Below are 19790 nucleotides of genomic sequence, written 5' to 3'. Positions count from 1 at the left end.
GAAATTGATAAATAATACAATGATACTTAAAAAATGGAGGTTTACTTATGAATCATTCTTGGAAGACATTTGCAATAAAGTTTGTTTTGTATTGTGTAATCGGGTTTGCAGTATTAGGAATAGTAGAAGGTAGTTCATTTTCACGAGTAATTTTATTTGCTGTAATAGCTACAGTAATAAATTATTTCATGGGAGATATTTATATCTATAATCAATATGGAAGTATAATAACCTCAATTTTAGAAGGTTTTATGGCTTCTTTAACTGTTTATTTAATGAATGCGCTTTTAGTTGTAGAGAATTTTCAATTCTCTTCATTAGTTGGAATAGGAGTAATAACAGCTGTTGCGGAATACTTCTTTCACTCATTCTTTTCAAAGAACATAATAGATTAATATAGTTAGAGGATTTAGAGTTAAGCTATGTTTTAAGGAGTAAAATTATTATATATTCCTTAAAACATAGCTATTTATTTTTTGATTTTCCGAGTAGTTATTCTTAATATTAAACTGCTTATTAATATAATTAATAAAATAAGAAGTGCACAGTGAAAAAAGAAATCTTGAGGTAATATATTTATCACTGGGTCTTCATTTGGGTCAAAGAGCCAATAATCATTTCTGAAAAATAGCTTATGAAAAAAAGTAAAGCTGGAGTCAAAATTAATTATAAATGGTATTAGAATCGTTATTGGAATCACAAGTAAAAGAATTGAAGCGTGTCTTAATAGAAGTATAAAATTTCGATTAAATAAAAGACATAAAATTATTACTGCTAACGAGCAAATTAGGATCACATCTAAAGCTTTATAAATTATCTTAACTTCATAAAAATGAATTTTACCTTTATCAGAGAAGGGTAAGCTAGGTAGATTAAATTCAACTTCATTTCCTGAATTAAGGTAATTAATTACGTAGTTATAGTTTTCTTTTATTTTAGATTCGCTTAAGCCAGAGAATTCTTCAATATTAGAATTTTCAATTTCAAAATAGTATAGAGGCTTAAAATTAAAAGTAAATTTTACAGCAAGTATAAAAATCAATAAAATCACTGCAATAACAAAGATAAGCTTAAGCATTTTATTAAGAATGTTATTCATTATATTTCCTCCAAAGATGTTAATTTTTATATATACGATTGTATATATCCTATAATATATTAAAAGTAACAAAAAAAGCTACAATAAATTAATAATATTATTGTAGAAAAAGATAAATTAAAAAAATTGAAAGCCTATGAAGGTAAGAGTATAATTAATTCTAGGATTTAATTGGGAATCTTTAAAGTAGGAGGAGACCAATGATAATAAAATTATCTGTAAACGTTTTGAGTATAATAGTTTTTAGTTTAATAATTGTATGGTATTTTAGTAGATATTCAATATACAATAGGTTAATACTTAACTGTAAAAGAATAATTGAATATTATAGAGACATATTAATATTAATAAAAAATTCAAATCTAAAAGAACTTAGATATTATAGAATAATGGCAGAGAATCTCACAGATATGATATCCTCTCATAAGCCAGATGGAGAATATATATATGTCTCTCCTTTTATCAATGAAATTTTAGGATATACTCAAATAGAAATGATAGGGACTAGTCCTTATGACTATATACATCCAAAGGATATAGAAGCTGTAATGAAGTGGCATATGAATACTCTTCACAATGAAAATGTATATAAGATGGAATATAGAATGAAAAGAAAAGATGGTATGTATGTTTGGGTTGAAACCTCTATGAAAAGAATTTTAGATAACAATAATTTTGTCAAAGAGTTAATAGCAGTAACTCGAGATATATCAAAGAATAAGGAAATTCAAAAGGAAGTTTTTATGTCAAATGCTAGGTTTAGTACCTTGATAAATTCTATGGAAGATGTGGTATTTACTATTGATAAAGAATTGAGCTATTCTGGAGTATTTGGAAAATGGTATACTAAGATAGGGTTAAAAGAAGAAGATATTGTTGGCAAAAAAATAAGAGAGGTTTTTCCAGATCAAAATCACAGGATACATGAGGAATCAGCCATTAAAGCTTTGAAAGGAGAGCATGTAGTATATAATTGGTCATTAATAGCAAATAATAAGTATCTATTTTATCAAATATCCTTATCACCAATGGAGAATTCAAAAGGAGAAATAATTGGGGTAGTAGCAATTGGAAGAGATATTACTAAAGAAGTTATAATTGAAAATGAATTGAAGATTTCTAATGAAAAATTAAAAAGATTATCATTTTTAGATGGATTAACAAATATTCCTAATAGAAGATATTTTGATGAATATATGTCAATAAAGTGGCAAAATGCTTCTGGTACATCAATAGATTTTTCTATGATTATGATAGATGTAGATTATTTTAAAGCATTCAACGATACATATGGTCATATCAAGGGAGATGAATGTTTAAAAATTATTTCTAAGGAAATACGAAAATGTTTAAGAAAACCAGGAGATTTAATTTGTAGGTATGGAGGAGAAGAATTTGCAATAGTTCTTCCAGAGACTAGTACAAAGGATGCTGAAATAGTAGCTCATAGAATTCGTTCAAAGGTTGAAGATTTAAAAATTTTAAATAGTAATTCACCTATTAATCCATATATAACTGTAAGTATCGGTTTTGCAACTTTGAAACCTAACAAAGATACACTATATAAAACTTTAATAAGTAATGCTGATAGAGCCTTATATAAAGCAAAAGAAAAGGGAAGAAATAGGATAGAGATATTTTGCGAATAATTTAATTAAAAGACTATGAGGTGAATGGCAATGGACAAACTCTTAATTGTTGAAGATGAAGAAAAAGTATCAGAGGTGCTAAAGGCTTATTTAATAAGAGAAGGATACGAAGTTTATTGTACTACAAGGGGACTTGAGGCTATAGCTTTATTTAAAGCTATAGATTTTAAGCTTATAATTCTTGATTTAATGTTACCAGATATATCTGGAGAGGAGGTATGTAAAATAATACGAAAAACCTCTTCTGTACATATATTTATGTTAACAGCAAAAGGAAGTCTAGATAATAGAATAGAAGGACTAAACATTGGAGCAGATGAATATTTGGTTAAACCCTTTAGTCCACGAGAGTTAACAGCTAGGGTTAATGCTTTATTTAGAAGATTGAATTTGGATAAGGATTTGGATAAAGAGGAATTTGCATTTAATGATGGAGAACTTATTGTAGATTATAATAGAAGGGTTGTTAAATTGCATGGAGAAGAGATACCCTTTACACCAAACGAATTTGATATATTATACACTTTAATAATAAATAAGGGAAGAGTTTTAACTAGGGAACAACTTATATATAAAGTATTTGGAGAAGATTTTGATGGATTTGACAGAACTATTGATGTTCATATAAAAAATATCAGAAAAAAGATAGAAAGTGACACAAGAAACCCAAAATATATTATAACTGTCACAAAGGTAGGTTATAAGTTTGGCGGTGAAAACAAATGCAAACAATTAGAAGAAAAATAAGTATATTTTTTATTCTATGTTCTATCTGTGCAATATTACTTTGCACATTATTCGTTAACTTAACAATAAATAATAAATTTAATGAATATATGATAAATACTCAAAATAAAAGATATGAAAGAATTATATCTTTTCTCCAAGAAACCTATAAAAGAGAGGGTAAATGGACTGAGAACTCGGGGGTTGAATTAATCCATGAAGCATATATGAGCAATTACTGCTTAACGCTTTTAGATAATAATAAAAAAGTCATTTGGGGAATGGACCCAAATGACATAAGGAATAATTTACATTTTAAGAATATGAATGTGAAGGAAGCGGGAATCTATAACAGTAAGACCTTTGAAATTAAGGTTGGAGATAAGATAGCTGGATATGTGGATATTGGTCAATATTCATCTGTTTTATTAACTGAAGATGATGTAAACTTTAAAATATCTGTTATTAAAAGTATAATTGCAAGTGGTTTGGTAACTCTAGCAATAATAATAATTATTAGTCTATATATTTCTAAACAATTAGCTGCTCCTATTAAAGATGTGGCAAATATGTCTATGAATTTATCCGAGGGTAGATTTGATACAAAATCAACAATAAAAAGTGATATTAAAGAATTGGAAAATTTGAGAAAAAGCATTAATGTACTTGCAGAAAAGCTAAAAAATCAGGATATAATAAGAAGGAGGCTAGTGTCGGATATCTCCCATGAGATAAGAACACCTTTAAATATATTGCAAAATAATATAGAAGCTATGATTGATGGGGTTTTCCCTGTAACGAACGAAAGATTAAATTATTTAAATGAAGAAGTAGTAAGGTTTGGTAAGCTGCTAAACAACTTAAATCTTTTAAAAGAATTTGAAGAGGAGAGTATAAAGTTAAACTTCGAAAAAATATCTTTAAAGGACTTAATTGAAGATATATATAATGACTTTTATATGGCAGCTGAAAATAAGGGAATTGACTTAATCTTAAAGCTAGACAACTATAGTGAATATTACATAACTGGAGATAAAGATAAGCTAAAACAAGTGTTTATTAATTTAATATCTAATGCTATTAAATTTACTGAAAAAGGTAAAAATATTTGTATAAGTCTAAAATATGAAAGAGACAAGGTGATTGCAGAAGTTAAAGATAATGGTATCGGCATTAAAGAAGAAGACCTGCCATTTATTTTCGAAAGGCTTTATAGGGGAGATAAAAGTAGACATGAAACTCAAGGCAATGGTATAGGGCTTACTATAGTAAAGAACATATTACAGCTTCATTTAGCTAATATTGAAGTAGTAAGTAAGGAAGGAAAGGGAACCAGCTTTAAGATATACTTTAATATTTATAAATAAAGAAACAATTATAATTTCATTAAAGATTATGCTAAAAGAGCTTTAGTAAAAGTTTACTAAAGCTCTTTTGTTATATCTAATTAAGGTATTTTTGTCTTATAGATGATAAATCTATGGTTTTAATGTCTTTAACTATCTCAACTATTCCTAATAAATTATCATCCTTTACAATTCCATAGCTTCCTGGCTTTCTTGGATTTAATATTAATTCATTGATACCTTTTTTTCCTGAAAAGGTTGTAATAGTATCTCCAGTTGACAAATCTAGAACTTCAAATTTACCTTCTGCATTATCAAAGGAATTTAAATCAAAATTTACCTTTGTTTTGAGACTTGTTCCCGTTACAATAATTAATGGTTTAAATTCATAACCAATACCTTTAAATACTGAGTTATAATATTTTTCGCTTGGAGAGGCTTTATTTATTAAGGTTTCTGTTGGAACCTTTGTAATATCGCTTCCATAAATACTTTCTTGTGTAGAAGCTCCAGAATCAGAACTTTCATCTAAAGGTACCGCACAGCAGCTTGGGCCATTACTAGCAGGAGGTAAAGAAGAATCTGCTTTTGAAGTATCGACAGAGTCAAGCTTATCTACTACTTTTATAACTCCTCTTATCATTCCCATCCAGCAGCTAAAATTTATATCTTTATCACCTGGTGTGAATTCAATAATGTTTTCACCTTTATTCAGTTTTTTTTCAAGATTAAGAGATTGAGCTACAATAGCATTATTACAGGAGTTTAATTCTTTTCCGTCAATTATCCATTTAACGGGGATTCCCTTTTGAACGTAAAAAGCATTAGGTGTATAACCATTATTATCAGCAGTCATGTTTATTATTTGGATCCCTTCTTTTAATGTAGCCTTAGAAACATTCGCACTTGAAGAATTATTAGAAGCTTTACCTAATAAGTCCTTTGAAGTACTAGCCAATGCTGTTAACGGATTTATATTTATTCCAGCTAATGCAAGGCCTCTATTTTCCATAATTAGACCAAGAACAATAATAAGAACTCCGCTAAATTTAAGAATTTTTTGTGTGTAACCTTTGCTGAGTAATCCTGATACTGCACCGAAAGTAAGCATTAAGGGTATTGTTCCAACTGAAAACATAAACATGGATAAGGCACCTTTAAAAGCACTGCCTGTACCAAGGGCAAAAAGCTGCATAGTTTGAAGAGGTCCGCAAGGCATTAGACCATTTAAAACTCCTACAAAAAAAGGTGAACCAGATTTATTTTTGATTTTACAAGCTGAAATTGGAAGTTTAATACTAAGCTTTCTTAAAGCACTAAAACCAGCCATATTAAAGCCCATAATAATCATAAATATTCCAGCAAACATTTGAAGAGCTGCCTTTGCGGTAATTGAGAGATAAAAAACTGAACCAAGAGCACCAATTATACCGCCTAGGATAGTATAGGATACAACTCTTCCTAAGTTATATAAAATTGATGGTATTAGGGCTTCAAATTTACTGTTACTTTCTTTTGATAGACTTTGAGAAAGCATTATTCCACCGCACATTCCCACACAGTGTAGAGAGGTGAGAACCCCTACTACAAAAAGAATTGCATATGATGCATTAGTGAGTTTTGCCTCCATATCGAAGCCACTGGTTTTCATTCCAAGAAGTACTACTGCAGCTACTATTATAAGTATGCCCATAATTTTATAGTCATTAGAATTTTCAGTACTGTAACCAGCATTATTAATGGCAGATTTAATATTTTCTAATGTACATTTTTCAGAGTCCAATTCAATCTCTGCACACTGCTTGTTATAACTAGCTTTTACACTTATAATTCCAGACAAGTTTTTAATAGCCTTTTCAACTCGATTTTCACATGAGGAGCAAGTCATATTATACACTTTTAATCTTATTTTTTTAATTTTCATAAATTTCCTCCTACTTAAACTTAAAAGAACATTAAATTAATTATATGTAGAGTATATGATATAGATATGTGGATTTTATGAAGATTTAGATTTGAAAATTATTTTTCATGAAAAAAATATCCTAAGATAGAATTTAACTTAGGATATTTAGAGTTAACTAGATTTTAAATTTTTTTACTAATACTACAAGCTTATCAGATAGGGCGGATTGTACCTGAATGGATTTTGAAATCTCTTCCATAGCAACTGTAGTTTCTTCTATACTGCTTAATATTTCTTCTGTGCTGGCAGAGGATTCTTCAGCAGTAGCTGATACATTTTGAATTGCTTGACTTACTTCCCCAATAGTATTTAACATAGTTGATGAGGAGGATGCAATATTTTCAGATATACTATTTACGAATTGGGCATCTTTTTCATATTGTACTCCAGTATTTATTAATAAATCATAATCAGATTTTACATTAGTAGTTAAGTAATTTAACATATCTCGAGCATTTTCTGAAAGCTGCTTGAAAGCCTCTTCTATTTCAGTAATTACACTTTGTATTTCAGAAACTGCACCAGAAGACTCTTCAGCTAATTTTCTAACTTCATCAGCTACAACGGCAAAGCCTTTTCCTTGTTCTCCAGCTCTTGCAGCCTCTATTGCAGCATTTAGAGCTAAAAGATTTGTTTGCTCAGCTATAGATGCTATTGTTTCGGACATAACTCTTACTTGACTAACTACTTTTCCTGTTTCAATTGCTTTTTCTATATTAGCTTCCTTTTCCTCATGTATTGCCGCAGAAGTTTTACTTGAGTTAGAACCTTGCTCTTTAATTTGAGCAGCTCTGGTTTTTATTTCATTTGAGGAAGTAGCACTGTTACCTGCCATATTAGAAAGCTCATTTGAAGAAGTAGAAATTTCTTCTGTAGAGGCTGTAATTTCTGCTATAGTTGAAGAAAGGTCTTCCGAAGCTTTGGAAATTTGTTTTGTAGATTCATTTATTAATTCCATTTTGGAGGTGATTTCTTCAACGGTAGCAGATACTTCTTCGCTAGTGGAACTCAATTCTCCAGTGCTAGAGATTATTTCTGAAATTAGGTGCCTTATGTTATCAGTAGATTTATTAAGAGCCGATGCTAATAAACCTATTTCATCCTTAGATTGAAGATCAAATTTTTGAGTAAAATCTCCTTCGCCCAGTTTTTCAGCATAAACTAAAGCCTTATTAATTTGTTTTTTAATTAAAGTAGATATAATAATTCCAAATAAAAGTGAGAGTATAAAACTGACAAATAGAGTTATAGTAATAAGATTTTTTGTACTTGTATATGTATTATTGTTATTTACATTTGTTTGAGCTGAAAGCTGTTCATGGGTTGTAATTATAGCGTTTATTGAATTAGTAAGCTTAGCTCTTGCATCAGCAACCTTATTACTTAGAATTAATGCTTCGTCAAATTTCCCTTCCTTTGACAAGGCCAGTATATTATCAGTTTGCTTACGGAATTCAGCTAAATTTGTTTTTACTTCAGCAAAAGGATCTGTTTGATCACCTGAACCCATATCTTTTGCTTCAAGGGATTTTAAAATTTCATCATTTGTGGTTCTTAGTGCTTTAATTGCATTTTCTGTTTCAGAAGTCTTATTGGCATTTTTACTATTAATTAATTCAAGTACATCTAATCTTATTTGTAAAGTATTAGTATTTACTTTTTGAAGTCCAACTAAAGTTGATAAACCCATGTTGTATAGTGCATTAGAATTTGTATTGATTTTTGACATTCCATAAATTCCAAAGGCACCCATACAAGCAATGAAAATTGAACTAATAATAAATGCAGAAATAAGTTTTTGAGATATTTTTAGATTGTGAAACCACTTCATTGAATTAGACCTCCTTTAATTTTGATAATATTTAATAATGTTATATAATTTCCAAAAACCGTACTAATTTTATTTATTACTAAAATTATACTATAAAAAAATTGATTGTTAAAGTCGAAAAAAACTTTGTGTCTTTTAAGCTAAATTTAATATATAATATTTATAATGTATATATAGTCATAGGATGGCTTAAAAATACATTGAAAAATAAGGAGATAAAAGAATGGACATTTTAATAAAGTTTATAAACGTGATACTGCATATTGATACATATTTAAATTTAATAGTGCAACAATATGGAGTATTAACCTATGCTGTTTTATTTTTGATTATATTCTTAGAAACAGGACTAGTAATTACACCATTTTTGCCAGGAGATTCGATGTTGTTTGCCGCAGGAGCATTAGCGGCAATAAGCTCACTAAATATAGCTACCTTATTAATTATTATTTTTTTAGCAGCATTTCTTGGAGATACAGCAAATTATCATATAGGTAAAAAAATTGGAGTAAAGATATTAGAGAGAGAGCATACGAGATTTATTAATAAGGAACATTTAATAGAAGCTCAAAACTTTTATAAAAAACATGGATCAATGACTATAGTTATAGCAAGATTTATTCCTATTATAAGAACCTTTGCACCATTCGTAGCTGGAATTGGGAAAATGAAATATAAGAAATTTATTTCCTACAATATGGTTGGCGGAGCATTATGGGTAACATTATTTTTAAGTGGCGGTTATTTCTTTGGAAATTTACCTTTCATTAAAGAAAATTTTTCTTATGTATTGATTGCTATAATATTAATTTCTCTAATGCCTGGAGTTATAGTTTTTATAAATGAAAAGAGAAATGGTAGAGGTAATGAAGCGTTTTAGATAAGTACAATTATTTTTGTTTAATAGTAGTCATAAAAAGGCATGGTTTATCAAGAAAGCTTCTTGTCAAGCCATGCCTTAAATATTTCATTATTTATTAATAAAAATCCTTATTTTTAAGCATTAGAAGCAGAAATAGCTTCATTAGCATCTCTAGTCATTCTCTTAATATCAGATGCTTGTAAATAAATATTAGCTGCCTTAACATTCTCCTCAACCTGATGGATCTTTCTTGCACCACATAATACGTTGATATTATTGCTTTGAAGCATTGTCCATTTAATAACAAGGTTTCCTAAGGTGCAGTTGTACTTTTCAGTTAAATCAGTCCATTTTGAAAGCATTTCAATTGCAAGCTTTCTGTTTTCAGGAAGCCACCATTTCTTATTTTCTCTTACCTCACCGGGTTTTATTTCATAATCTGCTTTTATTTTTCCAGTTAAAAGTCCCTGCTCAATAGGAGAATAGGTTTGTAGAGTTATACCATTTTTTTCGCAAAAAGGCAATAGTTCTTTTTCAATCCTTCTATCAAGAATACTATATTTTTCTTGTATAACATCTAGCTGGCCGTATTTTACGTATTCTTTTAAGTTGTCAAGTGAAACGTTAGATGTACCGATGGCACGAATTTTACCCTCTTTTTTCATTTTCATTAACTCATTCATTGTATCTTCAATAGGCACAAATACTGGAGCGGCACTTTGCCAATGGGTATAATAAACATCTATATAATCAGTGTCCAAACGTTTTAAGCTGTACTCTAAATCTCTTCTTATGCCTTCAGGGGATAAGTCACGATAAACCTCATGGCCATCTCTAGTAAAGTGTTTTGAACCTTTTTTATTATACCATTGTAAACCGCATTTGGTTGAAAGGATTGCTTTATCTCTTTTGCCCTTTAATGCTTTACCTACAATCTCTTCACTGTGACCAAATCCGTATACAGGGGCTGTATCAATCCAGTTAACACCATATTCTAATGATTTGTGGATTGCTTTAATCGACATTTCGTCATCATTTTCTCCCCACCAGGATCCACCACCTATTGCCCATGAACCCATTGATAATACAGATGCATCTAATTGAGATTTTCCAATCTTACGTGTTTCCATTTGAATTCCATCCTTCCATAACAGAATACTTTAACAAGATTATGTATTTTCATATTATTATACAACCTGTTTGTTAAATATACAAATTATACAATACTGCACTAGTAATTTTATAACTAGTGCAGCTTAGTATTATCAATATTCAAAAGAAAGTTCACGATGTTTTCAGCAATGTATGGGTTGCTGTATGATTTTTGAGAGCTTTTAATTTTATTTAATTTTTCACCATTATTTGAGATTAGGCTATTTATAATATTTTTAATTTCATTTACATCAGTGCATACTACTCCAAGATTATATTTTTCAGCATATTCAGGATTTTCTTTTTCTTGACCAGGTAGGGCTCCAGTAATGATTAAAGGGACATTACATGCAATAGCTTCCATCATAACATTTGGGCTTCCTCTAGTAAAAGCAATATCAGAAGCTTGCATTAGATCCTGTATATTTCTTGTAAAACCATAAATTTCTACCCTGTCCCCATATTTTTCTGCTAAGGTTTCTTGAAGCTTTATTTTCAGTGATGTATTTCTTCCTGCAACAATTTTTACCGTACTGTTAAAGTTATCAAGAAGAGTTTCAGCAATTCTATGCATATTTCCCACACCTTCACCTCCACTCATTATTAAACAATTCAAAGGCTTATATGTATTGTAATATTTATTATCAATATCATTTATATTAGGACTATAAAATCTTGATCGTACTGGAAAACCTAGAATTTCTACGTTCTTGTCTGGAATACCAAAATCAATGCATCTTTCTTTAGCTTCTTTGGTTGGACTTATAATGAAACTATCTCTAGGGTCAACCCATAATGGAGATATACTTACTAAATCAGCAATAAGTGTAACCACAGGTATTTTAATATGATACTTTTCAAGTATATTTAAAATAGACCCATTAAAATTAGGATGTATAGTCAATATTAAATCTGGTTTTACTTTATTTAAAAGCTCTAAAAAGTTATTTCTAATTTTCAATTCGATAATTTCATTAATAAGTGATGGCTTTGCAACCGATATATCCCATATTAGCTCCCATAAGCTTTCTGCCTTTCTAGTAATAGGTCCATAGGCTTTACCCACTTTTAATAGTGTGTTTCCGCCTAAAGAAAATCCATCAACTATATGAATTTTAACATTTTTATTCTCTTTAAATTTTTCTAATAAAGATTCCGAGATGCTTTTGTGCCCATGACCTGTAAAATCTGATGAGATAATAAGTATGTTATTGATCATAGTATAATTCCTTTCAATAATTAAGTTCTAAATATTAGGATGTATTTTTTATATAAATATATACATTTTTATGTGAAACATATAATTACATATAAATAAATGGTTAGAATATATTACATCAAACTTAACAAGGGAGCTGAAATAATTTATGAGTATATCTAATGTGAAAATGGCGTATACAATTTTTATTTTTGTTGCTTTGGCGGCATTTGACAATATAATAATTGGTTTATTTCCACCACTTTTTTCATCAATAGCAAAAGAGATAAAAGTACCTATTTCTTCATTAGGAATTGTTTCAGCTGCCAATATACTGGTTACTGCTTTATCAGCTATTCTTTGGGGTTACCTTGCTGGAAAATTCAATAGGAAGAGACTTATTATTATAGGTACTATCTTCTGGTCTGTATCAGTATTTCTGACAGCACATTGCAGCAGCTATATTCAGTTGTTTATTTTTCAAGTTTTCACCGGTATTGGTCTTGGATGTATATCTTCAATAGGATTTAGTGTTTTAACTGATTATATACCTCATAAATTTCGTGGAATGTTATTAAGTCTTTGGGGCATGTCGCAGGGATTTGGAGGAATAGCAGGAGCGCTAATCGCATCACTTCTTGCTACTTCTACTAGTTGGAGAACCCCTTTTGAAATTGTTAGCTTTATAGGATTATTATTAGCTGTTTTATACTTTTTTATTAAGGAACCTACATTAGGTGAGTCAGAGCCGGAATTGCAGGAACTTCTTAATAGAGGTTTTGAATATAATTACAACATCCAATTAAAAAATATATATAACATTATTTCTAGAAAGAGTAATATTTTATTGTTTTTACAGGCATTTTTTATGAATATTACAACGGGAACTTTAATATGGCTTCCAACAATGTATATTTCAAAAATTCAGCATGAAGGATATAGTTTAAAGATCGCAATTATAGCCTCAGGATATCTTTTTGCTTTGTTTCAGCTTGGTGGGCTAACATCTACAATTTTTGGTTATCTGGGAGATTTAGTTCAAAATAAAACCTATAAAGGCAGGGCCATACTTACATCTTTTTTTGTATTTGCTATGATGCCTCTTTATATAGTAATGTTCACGATTCCTATGAATAAATTGGTACTTTCTAGCAGCGATAATGCAGCTTTAGTATTTTTAGAGTTGTTAAAGCAAATTATTACAAATCCTTGGATATTTGCAATATTCATTTTATCGTTACTTGCGAGCGCAGCACAATCGGCAAATACACCTAATTGGCTAGCATTAATAACAGATGTAAACCTTCCAGAAAATAGGGGTGCAGCTTTTAGTATAGCTAATCTTGCCAATGGTTTAGGAAGAACTATTGGTAATGCAGGAGTTAGTATATTGCTTTCCTATATTTCTGTAAAGAGTGGAGAACCTGAAAATTACATAATTACTTTAGCTATATTCCAATTATTTCTAATACCTTCATCTCTGTTATATATTAAGATGGCAAAAAACAATGAGGAAGATATTAATGAAGTCAAGTGCATATTAAATAAAAGGGCTAAAAGTATACGCTAATATAAATACCAAGTATATATAGATTAAATTAAAATTATAGAAACAATACTTTTCATATATACCCCTACATAGTATACTGTTATTATTTAGGTAGAGTGTGAAAAGTTGATTGTAATATGAAAATTTTAATTAATGGATAATGAAAAAAGGAGAGATAAAATGCATAAGTTTAATATTAAAAGTATTGAAAAACTAGATAATCCAGAGAGAAGGAGAATTATGCCACCAGAAGAGACTTTAGCAAAGTTCAATATTAAAGATGATGGTACTCTATTAGACATAGGGTGCGGAATAGGATATTTTACAATACCAGCTGTAAATCTTGTTAAAAATCATAAAGTTATTGGAATTGACATAGTAAGAGAGATTTTAGAGGTAGCAGAAGAGAGAGCCAAAGGAATAAGTAATATTGAATTTAGACAGAGTGAAGAGTACTCTTTTCCCGTGGAAAACAATTCTATTAAATATTCATTTATCTGTAATGTTATTCATGAAATAGAAGATAAAGAAATGTATCTTAATGAAATAGAAAGAGTATTATTAGAAGGTGGATACCTTCTAATAATTGATTGGGATAAAAAAGAAATGCCTGTAGGTCCTCCAATTAATGATAGAATTTCTAAAAATGAAATGATAGAATTATGCAATAGTACAGGGTTAAAGTTTATTGGAGATATAGATGTTTCTTCTAATAATTATGGATTAATTCTAAAAAAGGTATAATGGGATATTTAAGAGTTTTGTAATAAAAAATAGAAAAACCGTAATATTTTTAATTTAATTTAATAATATATGATATATCTATTTTTTAGGAGGCAAAGATGCCAGGGGATATTTCAAAACATACAAAATATATTGTAAATGAACCTTATCCAGAGCCTAAGGTAAAAAGTCCTAATGTATATTATGCTAATATTCTTTTAAAGGATTACGCAGGAGGTATAAGCGAGCTAACGGCAATCAATCTATATATCTATCAACACATGGTAAGCGAAGGAGAACATAAAGATTATGCAGAACTTATAGGTGGAGTGTCTATGGCAGAAATGAAGCATTTAGAGCTTTTAGGAGAAACTATTAAGTTACTTGGTGTTAAGCCTATTTATATGGATAATGCTTGCCCACCAGGACGAATTTGGACACCTTGTTTTGTTAATTTCACTACCTATATAAAAGATATGCTTATTGAAGATATTAAATCTGAACAGAAAGCTATAGACAATTATAAGTATCATATTACTTTAATAGATGATATTTATATAAAGAAACTTCTTGAGAGAATAATTGTTGATGAAGAACTTCACCTTAAGTTATTTAAAAAGTTATATGATAAATATTTTAGTAGATAATTATATATGTATAACATCCTAAGGATTTTTCCTAGGATGTTTTATTTATCTTTTAATAAAGCCTGTTGAAGAGAGAGTTGCTATTAAAGTATTGTCTTCATCAAATACATCAATATTATATATACATATACTTTTGCTAGAAGATATTTCTTTAGCTTCAGCAGTTAATATTTTACCTATTGGCGACTTCAAGAAGGAGATATTTGTATTTATACTTACCGTAGCAAAGCCTTTTGAATTTGAAGCAGCTGCAAAGGCATAATCTGCAAGGGTAAATATTGCACCGCCTTGAACTAAATTTAATCCATTTAAATGATTCTCTGTAATTTCCATTTGAGCTATCGCATATGCTGGTCGAACTTCAATAAGCTTTATTCCGATAAATTTAGCAAATCTATCATTTTCTACGAATTTAAGCATATCAGTGTTCATTATTAAACCCTTCTTTCTAAAATTATATAGTAATATTATAATATATATTATATTACTATAATTTAAGTAACCACAAATAAATCTTTATTATTATCTAAAAGTAATTTTTTGCCTGATTTATACATAAAATTTACTATGCATCTATGAACTTAAAGAGCAGGTGAATAATTATGAATAATAACGATTTTCGTACTTTTAGCGAATATATGAAAAATGATGAAAATATTCTTACAGCTTCCATGGAGGACTACCTTGAAATGATATATAGATTATCAATGAATACAGGTTTTACAAGAGTTCATGAATTGTCTAAAGCACTTAATGTTCATCCACCATCTGCTACCAGAATGGTACAAAAGCTAGGTGAACTTGACCTCTTACAATATGAAAAGTACGGTGTAATCATTTTAAAAGAAAGTGGAAGAAAACTTGGGGAATTACTATTAAAACGACATTATATTATAGAATCTTTTTTAAGATTGCTTGGAATACCAGAAGATAAGATTTTAAAGGAAACAGAAAAAGTTGAGCATACAATAAGTGATGAAACCACTAAATGCTTTGAAAAGTATATTTACTTTATAAAAGATAACCCTGATGTGGCTAGAAGATTTAATGCTTATAGAAAGTAAAATATAAAGGTATATTCTCACTTGGGGGAATATACCTTTTTTGTAGTTTATTTATGAGCTTGAGCTAGTTTTTTATTTATAAAAGGAATAGTGATAATATAAATATAGTTAATATAGTTGCAAGGCCTTGAAGAAGAGTTGCCACAGTTTGAGTTTTATAAGCTGTTTTTACATCCATGCCTCCAAATTGAGAAACTACCCAGAAGAAACTATCGTTAGCATGAGAAACGGTCATTGCACCTGCTCCAATTGCAGCAACTACAAGTACCTTTGCTATTTCTGTAGTAAATCCAAAGGCAGGAAGAAGTGGAAGCATTAAAGCTGAAGTTGTAACAAGTGAAACTGTTGAGGAACCTTGAGCAGTTTTTAAAGCAGCTGCTATTATAAATGGTACGAAGATACCTAGATTTAAACTTTGTAAGCTTTGACCTAAATAATCTCCTACCTTAATTTCTTTTATTACAGCACCTAAAGCTCCACCTGCTGCAGTTACTACTAATATTGTGGCTGCATCCTTTAGAGCTATCCCTACCCAACCACTTAAAGTTTCTTCATTTAACTTTGGAACTAAAAGGAAAGCAAAGAATACGCCTATTATAAGTGCATTAACTGGAGTTCCAACAAATACAGATAACTTTTGTGCAAAGCCAGTACCAAATGGATTTCCTGGGAATTTTGCAACTGAGCCAAGTGCCATTAGAAGTATTGGTACTACTATTGGACTAAATGCTTTCCAACCAGAAGGTAATGTTCCATATTTTTTTATTTCTTCTTCATAGGATAACCCACTTTCTGCTGCCTCGGCTACTGGAGCAAATTTTGAAGCATATTTAGTTGCAAAGATATTTCCAACTAAAGCTCCAGGAATTGCTACAAGTGCTCCAATTATAATAACTAGAAGTAAATTATCTAGTTTAAGGTTAGCAGCTGCAGCAATAGGACCTGGAGTTGGAGGAACTAGTGTATGAGTAGCATAAAGACCTGTGGCAAGTGCTACGGATAGTGCAACTAAAGAAGTCTTAGTTTTTTTAGCTATTGTTTTGTTTAATGACGACAAAATTATAAAGCCTGAATCACAAAATACAGGAATTGATACAATGTATCCTATGATACTCATTGCTAAAGTAGGTCTTTTTTCACCTACTAAGTTGATAATAACCTCTGCCATTTTAATAGCGGCTCCTGATTTTTCAAGAATTGTACCTATAATGCACCCTGCAAGTATTACTATACCTATACTTGTTAAGGTACCTCCAAATCCACCTGTTATAACAGTGGATATTTTATCAGCAGGAACACCTGCTGCAAAAGCAAGACCATATGCAGCCAGTATTAATGATAAAAATGGATGAAGTTTAAGCTTTGATGTAGTCAGTACAATAAATATGATTGCTAAAATTAATACTACTACTAACATTGGACCTTGAAGCATAAATAATCCCCCTTTAATTAAATAATTTATATAAAATACTTGAAGAGTATCTTATAACTAAGTTTTATAATAAATTTAACAATCTTACTATATTTTCAGATGTTCTTTCTACATTCTCCTTACCTTCAGATAGTGCTTCTTCTATAGATGCTGCACCTTTCATAATTCCGAATATAGAGTCTATTCCCTTTTCATATAAAACTTCTATATCAGCACCAATTCTGCCTGCTAGAGCAATTACTGGTTTATTGTATTTCTTTGCAATCTGGGCAACACCTAAAGGAGTTTTACCATACTGCGTTTGAAAATCTATACTTCCTTCACCAGTCCAAACCATGTCACAATCTTTAATTTTTTCTTCTAAACCTGCATATTCAATTACCATCTTAATACCTTTTTTCAAAGTACCATTTAAGAATACCATTAACCCTGCCCCTAGACCTCCAGCTGCCCCAGCACCAGGTATATTAAGTACTTTTTTATTAAATTGTTTTTCAATTATATGTGCATAATGAGCTAAATTTTTATCTAATATTCTAATCGTTTCTGGAGTTGCTCCCTTTTGGGGGCCAAAAACGTTAGAGGCACCTTTTTCTCCACAAAGAGGATTTGATACATCACAAGCTACTTCTACAATAATATTTTCTAGACGTTTATCAAGATTACTTAAATCTATATAATCTAGCTTATCTAATTCTCCTCCACCAAAGCTCAGTTCATTTCCATTCTTGTCAAGAAATCTTCCTCCAAGGGCTTGAATAGCGCCAACCCCTCCATCATTAGTGGCACTGCCTCCAATACCAATTAGCAGCTTTTTTATCCCATGATCAAGACAAGCCTTAATTAGTTGTCCTGTTCCGTATGTGGTTGACTTAAGGGGATTTCTTTCTTCTGGTGATATTAACTGAATTCCACTGGCACTGGCCATTTCAAGTATTCCAGTATCATTATCTCCAAGTATGCCATACATTGCATCAACTTCTCTGCCAAGAGGTCCAACAACCTTTAAAGAATATATCTTTCCATTGGTAGCATCTATAAGTGACTGCATTGTACCTTCGCCTCCATCAGCCATTGGGACATGAATACAGTCTACTTCACTATTTGCTTTTTTAATGCCTTTTTCCATTGCTTGACACACTTCTTTGGCTGTCATACTTTCCTTAAATGAATCTGGTGCTAAAACAAATTTCATAGGCTTTTCCTCCTCTAAAAATATTTTTAATCTATATATTAAAACAGATGAATACGATTACTAACTGTATTATATAACAGTCATAAAATCATTTTCATCGGCTGTTTGTTTAAAATTAATTAAATATTATTGTGCAATTGCACAGTTAGTTTAATTTATATAAAATACATGCTGAAAAAATCTCTAGTAAGTCTACTAAATTTCTTGGATTTTTGCCTGTAATATTTTTTATTTTATTAAGTCTATAATTTAAACTATTTCTATGTATATGTAGTTCATTGGCTACAGTAGTCGTTTCTCCGTTATGTATAATATAAGCTATTAGTGTATCAATTAAATCCAAACCTTTTCCTTCATCCTTAAGCTTATTAATTAAAGAATAAAACTTTTCTTTATCTAGGGTATTTGTTATTGAATCTATAAAAGCTAAGTCTCCATAATTACAAATAGCTCTGTCTATTCCAAGCTTTTCTACAATTTCAATTGCTCTTAAGGCTTGCTGAACAGATTTTGATAATATATCTTCATCACTTCCAACGCCTATTTTTGATACATTCTCTAAGGTGTCGTAAATATTTAAAATTCTTTTTTGAAGATTTATATTGGACTTCATAATTATTAGTACCTTATTAAGATTTATCCTTAAAATATACTCATCTACATGTAAAAACTTATTAAGCTTATCTTTTATATCTTTTCCATTACTGTTTATAATTACCGCAGTTCTCTTTAAATTTAAATCAATATGAAGTACCTCTGCCATACGTATAAAATTTGCATCAGAGTTTTCGTTGTAAGTCCATTGATATAAGAATTCTTCTTTCATTCTCTCTCTTACTCTTTTCTCATTAAAAGCATATTCCTGGTTAATAAGAAGCTCTGCAGTTACTTTCACAATGGAGGCAAAGGCTTCAACAATCATAGGGTCGCCGCTTATTCCTATAACTCCCATGATATTATTGTTTAAGTATATTGGCATATTAACCCCAGGTTTTGCTCCACCGGAAATTTCATGAATGGCAATAAGCCTATCTTCAATGATAGCCTTAACAGCACCTTGATGAAGTTGGCCGATTCTATTTTTATCTCCACTGCCAATTATTATACCTTCGTTGTTCATGATGTTTACATTATAAGGTATTACATTCATCATTTTATCAACTATATTTTGGGCAAGTTGGTTTGTTAAAATAATCATATTAGTAGCTCCTCTTATACTATTATTGTATGTTACTATTTACTATATAATAACATAAAATACTGATACTAGTGGTTTATAAATTTTATATAAATTATAAAGCTTAAGTTTCTAAAATTAAAAACTTAAGCTTTTTTGTGAGAATTTTGAGAG

The 19790-nt window shown here is 29.9% G+C and carries 18 protein-coding genes; 9 read left to right on the top strand and 9 right to left on the bottom strand.

Annotated elements, in window-relative coordinates; genetic code table 11:
- Positions 1-47 precede the first annotated feature (47 nt).
- The gene (locus CLHOM_RS00605; protein WP_052219733.1) at positions 48-395 is read left to right on the top strand and encodes a DUF2512 family protein; all 348 of its coding nucleotides are present in this window, start codon (positions 48-50) and stop codon (positions 393-395) included.
- A 74-nt stretch (positions 396-469) separates the two neighbouring features.
- Here the strand turns inward: CLHOM_RS00605 and CLHOM_RS00600 are convergent, their stop codons facing one another.
- Positions 470-1099 (bottom strand): TIGR01906 family membrane protein, encoded by a 630-nt coding sequence (locus CLHOM_RS00600; protein WP_052219732.1) that lies wholly within the window; start codon positions 1097-1099, stop codon positions 470-472.
- Between the two features lie 200 nt (positions 1100-1299).
- Here CLHOM_RS00600 and CLHOM_RS00595 point away from each other — a divergent pair, with 200 nt between their 5' ends.
- The 3 genes from CLHOM_RS00595 to CLHOM_RS00585 are packed head-to-tail and all read left to right on the top strand — an operon-like array spanning position 1300 to position 4841.
- Positions 1300-2748, top strand: a complete 1449-nt coding sequence (locus CLHOM_RS00595; protein WP_052219731.1) for a sensor domain-containing diguanylate cyclase — start codon at positions 1300-1302, stop codon at positions 2746-2748.
- A 30-nt stretch (positions 2749-2778) separates the two neighbouring features.
- The gene (locus tag CLHOM_RS00590; protein WP_052219730.1) at positions 2779-3495 is read left to right on the top strand and encodes a response regulator transcription factor; all 717 of its coding nucleotides are present in this window, start codon (positions 2779-2781) and stop codon (positions 3493-3495) included.
- Positions 3471-4841, top strand: coding sequence for a sensor histidine kinase (locus CLHOM_RS00585; RefSeq protein WP_052219729.1), 1371 nt, complete (start codon positions 3471-3473; stop codon positions 4839-4841). Before CLHOM_RS00590 ends, CLHOM_RS00585 begins: the two co-directional genes overlap by 25 nt.
- A 76-nt stretch (positions 4842-4917) precedes the next feature.
- On the opposite strand, the gene CLHOM_RS00580 is transcribed toward CLHOM_RS00585, so the two are convergent.
- Positions 4918-6744, bottom strand: a complete 1827-nt coding sequence (locus CLHOM_RS00580; protein ID WP_052219728.1) for an urease accessory protein UreH domain-containing protein — start codon at positions 6742-6744, stop codon at positions 4918-4920.
- 157 nt (positions 6745-6901) lie between these two features.
- Positions 6902-8617 (bottom strand): methyl-accepting chemotaxis protein, encoded by a 1716-nt coding sequence (locus CLHOM_RS00575; protein ID WP_052219727.1) that lies wholly within the window; start codon positions 8615-8617, stop codon positions 6902-6904.
- Between the two features lie 223 nt (positions 8618-8840).
- Between CLHOM_RS00575 and CLHOM_RS00570 the strand changes: the two genes are divergently transcribed.
- Positions 8841-9497, top strand: coding sequence for a DedA family protein (locus tag CLHOM_RS00570; protein ID WP_052219726.1), 657 nt, complete (start codon positions 8841-8843; stop codon positions 9495-9497).
- A 116-nt stretch (positions 9498-9613) separates the two neighbouring features.
- On the opposite strand, the gene CLHOM_RS00565 is transcribed toward CLHOM_RS00570, so the two are convergent.
- Together CLHOM_RS00565 and CLHOM_RS00560 are read right to left on the bottom strand one after the other, a co-directional pair.
- Entirely contained in the window at positions 9614-10609 is a 996-nt protein-coding gene (locus tag CLHOM_RS00565) for an aldo/keto reductase (RefSeq protein WP_052219725.1), read from the bottom strand.
- 116 nt (positions 10610-10725) lie between these two features.
- Positions 10726-11850 (bottom strand): MGDG synthase family glycosyltransferase, encoded by a 1125-nt coding sequence (locus CLHOM_RS00560; protein ID WP_052219724.1) that lies wholly within the window; start codon positions 11848-11850, stop codon positions 10726-10728.
- Positions 11851-11998: 148 nt separating this feature from the next.
- Here CLHOM_RS00560 and CLHOM_RS00555 point away from each other — a divergent pair, with 148 nt between their 5' ends.
- The 3 genes from CLHOM_RS00555 to CLHOM_RS00545 all read left to right on the top strand — a co-directional run bounded on the left by CLHOM_RS00555 (position 11999) and on the right by CLHOM_RS00545 (position 14748).
- Positions 11999-13399, top strand: a complete 1401-nt coding sequence (locus CLHOM_RS00555; protein ID WP_175478651.1) for an MFS transporter — start codon at positions 11999-12001, stop codon at positions 13397-13399.
- A 159-nt stretch (positions 13400-13558) separates the two neighbouring features.
- Positions 13559-14122, top strand: coding sequence for a class I SAM-dependent methyltransferase (locus CLHOM_RS00550; RefSeq protein WP_052219723.1), 564 nt, complete (start codon positions 13559-13561; stop codon positions 14120-14122).
- 98 nt (positions 14123-14220) lie between these two features.
- On the top strand, positions 14221-14748 hold the full coding sequence (locus CLHOM_RS00545; RefSeq protein WP_052219722.1) for a ferritin-like domain-containing protein: 528 nt from the start codon (positions 14221-14223) through the stop codon (positions 14746-14748).
- A 45-nt stretch (positions 14749-14793) separates the two neighbouring features.
- On the opposite strand, the gene CLHOM_RS00540 is transcribed toward CLHOM_RS00545, so the two are convergent.
- Positions 14794-15180 carry a PaaI family thioesterase gene (locus CLHOM_RS00540; protein WP_052219721.1) on the bottom strand — a complete coding sequence of 129 codons (387 nt, stop codon included), beginning with the start codon at positions 15178-15180 and terminating at the stop codon, positions 14794-14796.
- A 170-nt stretch (positions 15181-15350) separates the two neighbouring features.
- On the opposite strand from CLHOM_RS00540, the gene CLHOM_RS00535 reads away from it, so the two are divergent.
- Entirely contained in the window at positions 15351-15812 is a 462-nt protein-coding gene (locus CLHOM_RS00535) for a metal-dependent transcriptional regulator (protein WP_052219720.1), read from the top strand.
- A 76-nt stretch (positions 15813-15888) separates the two neighbouring features.
- Here the strand turns inward: CLHOM_RS00535 and CLHOM_RS00530 are convergent, their stop codons facing one another.
- From CLHOM_RS00530 to CLHOM_RS00520, 3 genes are all read right to left on the bottom strand, one after another.
- Positions 15889-17244 (bottom strand): GntP family permease, encoded by a 1356-nt coding sequence (locus tag CLHOM_RS00530; protein ID WP_052219719.1) that lies wholly within the window; start codon positions 17242-17244, stop codon positions 15889-15891.
- Between the two features lie 64 nt (positions 17245-17308).
- Positions 17309-18439, bottom strand: coding sequence for a glycerate kinase family protein (locus CLHOM_RS00525; protein WP_052219718.1), 1131 nt, complete (start codon positions 18437-18439; stop codon positions 17309-17311).
- A gap of 145 nt (positions 18440-18584) precedes the next feature.
- A complete protein-coding gene (locus CLHOM_RS00520; RefSeq protein WP_052219717.1) occupies positions 18585-19637 on the bottom strand; it encodes a CdaR family transcriptional regulator in 1053 nt (350 codons plus the stop codon).
- Positions 19638-19790 lie beyond the last annotated feature (153 nt).

Origin of the sequence: Clostridium homopropionicum DSM 5847 (assembly GCF_001263795.1) — a bacterium.
GTDB lineage: Bacteria > Bacillota > Clostridia > Clostridiales > Clostridiaceae > Clostridium_H > Clostridium_H homopropionicum.
The sequence above is the reverse complement of the archived record's forward strand: the minus strand, read 5'-3'. Positions and strand labels throughout refer to the sequence as shown.